Source organism: Streptomyces recifensis, assembly GCF_002154615.1.
GTDB lineage: Bacteria > Actinomycetota > Actinomycetes > Streptomycetales > Streptomycetaceae > Streptomyces > Streptomyces griseoluteus.
Window position 1 is genome coordinate 1 of record NZ_MUNH01000486.1, and the last position, 4,899, is coordinate 4,899.

At 71.7% G+C, this 4,899-nt stretch carries 6 protein-coding genes and 1 pseudogene; 5 read left to right on the forward strand and 2 right to left on the reverse strand.

All coding sequences use genetic code 11. From position 1 onward, the window contains the following. The first annotated feature begins 214 nt into the window (after positions 1 to 214). The 4 genes from CCN33_RS23520 (at position 215) to CCN33_RS23535 (ending at position 2,344) form a co-directional block, all read left to right on the forward strand. Complete coding sequence (locus CCN33_RS23520; protein ID WP_086695500.1) at positions 215 to 874, forward strand: DUF4328 domain-containing protein; 660 nt, start codon at positions 215 to 217, stop codon at positions 872 to 874. Positions 875 to 966: 92 nt separating this feature from the next. Further along, positions 967 to 1,503 carry a hypothetical protein gene (locus tag CCN33_RS23525; RefSeq protein ID WP_086695501.1) on the forward strand — a complete coding sequence of 179 codons (537 nt, stop codon included), beginning with the start codon at positions 967 to 969 and terminating at the stop codon, positions 1,501 to 1,503. 42 nt (positions 1,504 to 1,545) lie between these two features. Further along, a complete protein-coding gene (locus CCN33_RS23530; protein ID WP_392224768.1) occupies positions 1,546 to 2,022 on the forward strand; it encodes a hypothetical protein in 477 nt (158 codons plus the stop codon). A gap of 31 nt (positions 2,023 to 2,053) precedes the next feature. Continuing rightward, a complete protein-coding gene (locus tag CCN33_RS23535; protein WP_086695503.1) occupies positions 2,054 to 2,344 on the forward strand; it encodes an Rrf2 family transcriptional regulator in 291 nt (96 codons plus the stop codon). 8 nt (positions 2,345 to 2,352) lie between these two features. On the opposite strand, the gene CCN33_RS23540 is transcribed toward CCN33_RS23535, so the two are convergent. Both CCN33_RS23540 and CCN33_RS23545 read right to left on the reverse strand, forming a co-directional pair. Further along, complete coding sequence (locus CCN33_RS23540) at positions 2,353 to 3,096, reverse strand: SDR family NAD(P)-dependent oxidoreductase (protein ID WP_086695504.1); 744 nt, start codon at positions 3,094 to 3,096, stop codon at positions 2,353 to 2,355. Positions 3,097 to 3,213: 117 nt separating this feature from the next. After that, positions 3,214 to 3,825: pseudogene (locus CCN33_RS23545) on the reverse strand (alpha/beta fold hydrolase); the annotation flags it as partial. 325 nt (positions 3,826 to 4,150) lie between these two features. On the opposite strand from CCN33_RS23545, the gene CCN33_RS23550 reads away from it, so the two are divergent. Continuing rightward, positions 4,151 to 4,813: an RNA polymerase sigma factor gene (locus CCN33_RS23550; protein ID WP_086695505.1), complete on the forward strand. Its 663-nt coding sequence runs from the start codon at positions 4,151 to 4,153 to the stop codon at positions 4,811 to 4,813. Positions 4,814 to 4,899 lie beyond the last annotated feature (86 nt).

Here is a 4,899-nt window from a genome sequence, read left to right on the forward strand (position 1 = left end):
CGGCATCCGGATGCCGCTGCGGGCCACCGTGCAGAAGCTCTGGGACCCGGGGCAACCCGCGCTGACCTGGCCGCAGTTCAAGGAGCTGGCGAACCGGCTGGGGTGAGTGGACGGAATGTCGGCGTAGCACGTATGTTTCCGTGTTCGCTCATGCGTACGCGGCTCTGGGGAGGGCCGCGTACGCCGCTCCAGCCGTACCGGGGGAAAGACCTTCATGATCTGCGCCAGCTGCCACAGCAACGAGGCCGTCACCGGGGAGACGCGGTGCGCCCGCTGCGCGCCGGCCGTCCCCTTCGTACCGCCGGGTCCGCCGCTGCGCTCGCCGGTCGGGCTGGGGCAGGCGACGGTGGTGATGCTGGGGCTGGTCGGTGCCGGTGACGCGGTGGCGATCTGGGCCGACCTGGCGGAGCCGTCCGTCCTGGCCGGGCCGGTCCTCGACATCGCGCAGGGGGTCCTGCTGCTCGCCACGGCGGTCGTGTACCTGTGCTGGCTGTGGTGGGTGCGGGTCAACGCCGAGGTCTTCGACGCCAGTTCGCAGAGCAAGGCGCGGTGGTGGACGATCGGCGGCTGGTTCGTCCCGTTCGTGAACTTCTGGTTTCCCCGCCGGATCGTTCTCGACGCATGGGACGCCAGTGCGCCGCAGGGGCGGCCGAGCGGTCACGGGCTGGTCGACCTCTGGTGGACGGCCTGGGTGGCCGGGCTGATCGCCGACCGGCTGCTGCGGGTGGAGTCCGGGGCGGGGATGCTCGCCGTGGTCGACGGCATCGACCTCGTCGCCGCCGTGCTGGCCGCCGGGGTGGTCCTTCGGCTGACCCGGATGCAGAACGAGAAGGCGCTCGCGGGACCCTCGCTCCCGTCCGCCGCGCTTGGCTGAAAAACGGTGACTGTGACACTCCGGGCCCGTCGCACGCAGTAAGGGGAAATGCGGGCTCCGTACAGGCGGTGCCCAGGCGAGGGAGGCATTCCATGAGCCTGGAGGAACTGATCGCGCAGGCCGACGCACGCGGGCTGGCCGCGAGCGGGCTGGCTTGTTCGGATCGGTGCGTGTCCCTGCTCGTCGAGGACGACGAGTTGCTGCGCCCGTTGTGGGCGCATCTCGTGGACGACTCCGACTGGTCCGAGAGCCTGGCGAAGGTACGGGCCGCGCTGGGTGCGGGCGAGCCGGGCCCGGGCTCCGGTTCCGGTGGGGACGAGGCGGCGGAGGTCGCGCGGGGGATGCTGCTGTCGGCTCCGGCCGAGCGGGAGGGGGACGCGCTGCGGGAGTGGGCCGAGGCGTGCTCGTCGGCCTCGCTGCGGGTGCACCGGCTGCTGGACCCGGCCGGCGGTGACGGGGTGGACGAGGAGCTGCCGCTGGTCGCGGCCGAGCTGGGGCGGCAGACGGTCGTCCTCCAGCTCCTCGCGGAGCACGGGCCGCAGGGGTTGCGGCGGGCGCTGGACGTCTCGGGGGAGGGGCGACGGGTGCTGCGTGCGGTGGTGTCGCGGCGAGCGCGGGCTCAGGCTTAAACCTGGACTCGGGGTGGGTTCTGTGTCCGTCCTGTCGGGACGATGGGGCGGTCCTGCGCCGGTTGCCGAAACGGCGCCGAATCGTGTGACGCGCGGCCGGCCGGGACCGCTTACCCCTGTGTGACTACCCAGTACGCAACAACGCAGACGGACTACCGCCCCTCGGCCGCGGCACGCCCCGCGCGGTGGGCCGCGGACACGGTCGCCACCATGCGTGAGGGCGCCCGCCTCCGCCTCGACTACTCCCCCCAGAGCCTGTGGCGCCTGGACCGCGTCATCGGGGAACTCCGCCACGACCACCCGCCGTACGAGGCATTGGAACGCGTACTGCGCGGCTTCGGCGCCTATGCCGGCGAGGTCATCGCCCGCCACACGGGCGGTGAATGGTGGGCCACGCACGGCACCCACTGGCTCCGCACCCCCGACGGCCGCCTCTGGGACCCCCTGGAGGAGGCCCACCTGGCCTTCACCGGCGAAGGCTCCCTGCGGGGCCTGTGCCGGGAGGCGACGGGGGTCTAGCCGGCCGCTCGCCGCACCGCGTCCTCCCCTGGTGCCGCCCGGGCGGCACCAGGGCAAGCGGGGCGCCAAGGCCGGATGGACCCTGGCCCGGGAACCCGAGTCGATCACGCTGCGGGACGTGTACGGCGCGGTGGAGGGCAACGGACTGTTCGCCCTGCACCGCACTCCGCCCAACGAGGACTGTCCCGTCGGCTTCGGCATCCGCCCGGCACTCAGCTCCGTGTACGCCCGCCTGGACGACGCGGTACGGGACGAACTCGCCGCGATCTCGATCGCCGACGTCCTCCGCGACGTGCAGGCGGAGCGGCACGTCGCCGGCTGACCCCGTCGTCACACCTGCCGCTGGCCGCCGTCCACGAAGAGTTCGACTCCGGTGACGAACGTGCTCTGGTCGCCGGCGAGGAACAGCGCCACATCCGCGACCTCCTCCGGGCGCCCCATACGGCCCAGCGGAACCTGGCTCACGAAGCCCTCCCGCATCTTCGAGGCCGACTCGGCGTCGGGCGCGAGACCCGCGATCCCCGGGGTGTCGGTCGGCCCCGGTGCCAGCGTGTTGACGCGGATGGCGCGATCGCTCAGTTCGTTCGCCCACGTGCGGGAGAAGGAGCGGATGGCGGCCTTCGAGGCGGCGTAGACGCCGAACGCCTCCTCCCCTCGCGCCGTGCTCCCGGTGAGGATCACCGAGGCGCCGTCGTTCAGCAGCGGAAGCGCCTTCTGGACCGTGAACAGCGTGCCCTTGACGTTGGTGCCGAAGGTCGAGTCGAAGTGCTCCTCCGTCAGGTCCTCCAGGGTGGCGAACTCACCGCCGCCGGCGTTGGCGAACAGCACGTCGATGCGACGGCCGCTCTTTGCCACCGCCTCGTACAGGCGGTCGATGTCAGCCAGGTTCGAGACGTCTCCCCGGACCCCCGTGACGTTCTCGCCGATCTCGGCCACCGCCGCGTCGAGCGCCTCCTGGCGGCGGCCGGTGATGAAGACGTGCGCGCCCTCCTCGGCGAACCGCTTGGCGGTGGCGAGGCCGATCCCGCTGTTGCCGCCGGTGACGACGGCCGTCTTTCCTTCGAGCTTTCCCACCGGATCCTCCATTCACCGCGGGCCGGCATCGGCCCGTCCCGGATGTAACAACTTACATTACATCCAGGGTGAGGGGTCCGGGGTGAGCGCCGGCCGCGCGGGTGATCACCCCTCGATTGAGAACGCCTTGATGCATTCGTAGTGCGCGTTCGCCGCACCCCTCATCCCCTGCCACCACCAGCGGTCGATGAGCCCCTGGACGACCTCGGCGCCGGGCCGGTTGAAGCCGTAGAACGGGCCCGAGGGGACGTCGATGTAGAACTGTGCGCGGTTGGCGGCGAGCCCCTCGCGCAGCTCGTCGAAGGCCTCGATCGGGGTTCCCTCGGGGTTGCTGTCCTTCTTGACCATGACCGGGGGCACCGCGTTGGAGATGACCGCCTTGGACACCCGGCCCGGTTCGGCCCGCGCCACGTAGCGGACCACCTCGCCGCCCCCGGTGGAGTGCCCGATGTGCACCGCGTCCTTCAGGTCCAGGGCCTCGGTCAGGGCGGCAACGTCGGCGGCGTAGGTGTCCATGTCGTGCCCGGCCGACGGCTGGCTGGAGCGTCCGTGACCGCGGCGGTCGTGGGCGATGACCCGATAGCCCTGGGAGAGGAAGTACAGCAACTGGTTGTCCCAGTCCTCGTGGCTCAAAGGCCGGCCGTGGTGGAAGACGATCGGCCGGGCGTCCCGGGGGCCCCGGTCGACGTAGAAGATGCTGGTGCCGTCAGGTGTGGTCACTGTGCCCATGGCTGATACCTCCGGCCCCCCGGAAACGTGTCGGCCCGCGTTTTGCCACGCTACGCGCGCGCCGTCAGGGGTGCATGTCAGCCCTCGAGGGGCCGGCGGGCTGAGCAACGGCCGGGGTCGCCACCCCCCACAGGAGAGACCCCGGCCGTTGCGTGGTGCGGACCGCGGGGCGGTCCGTCATGTTGTTCTGCGTCATGGCCGCGTCATATGTCACACCTGGGCGTGTCACGAGTCAGTTGCATCTTCCACAGACATGGACGAGCAGCGGTTTCAGGCCGTAACGTGCCTTTCGCGCCGACCGAGTGACGGGCGTAAAGGGAGTGCGGTGCAGGGGGACGACGCGGAGTTGACGGCCGCGGTGCGCGCGGCCCAGGCGGGGGACGAGACCGCGTTCCGTACGGTGTACCGCGCGGTGCATCCACGGCTGCTCGGCTATGTCCGCACGCTGGTGGGCGACTTGGACGCCGAGGACGTCACGTCCGAGGCGTGGCTCCAGATCGCGCGCGACCTCGACCGGTTCAGCGGCGACGCCGACCGCTTCCGTGGCTGGGCCGCGCGGATAGCCCGCAACCGCGCCCTGGACCACATACGGATGCGCGGCCGCCGCCCCCTGATAGGCGGCGACGAGACCGAACTGACCGGCAGAGCCGCCGAGTCGGACACCGCCGGTGAGGCCATCGAGGCCCTGACCACCGACGGCACTCTCTCCCTCATCGCCCGGCTCCCGCAGGACCAGGCCGAGGCCGTCGTACTGCGCGTGGTGGTCGGGCTCGACGCCAAGACCGCCGCCGAGACGCTCGGCAAGCGCGCGGGCGCCGTCCGTACCGCCGCGCACCGGGGCCTGAAGCGGCTGGCCGAACTCCTCGGCGCCGATCCGGAATCGACGGGAGTGCTCGACGCGCTCCCGCCCCAGCGAACGCCGCGCGGTGGCGCGGTGCGGTCCGCGAGTGTGACGCATACGCGTACGCGGACGCAGAAGGACATGTGATGGCCGACGAGCACGACAAGTGGCTGGACGGTGAGACGTCGGAACGTCTGCTGCGCGGTGAGCCGGTCGGCGGGGACGCGCGCGTC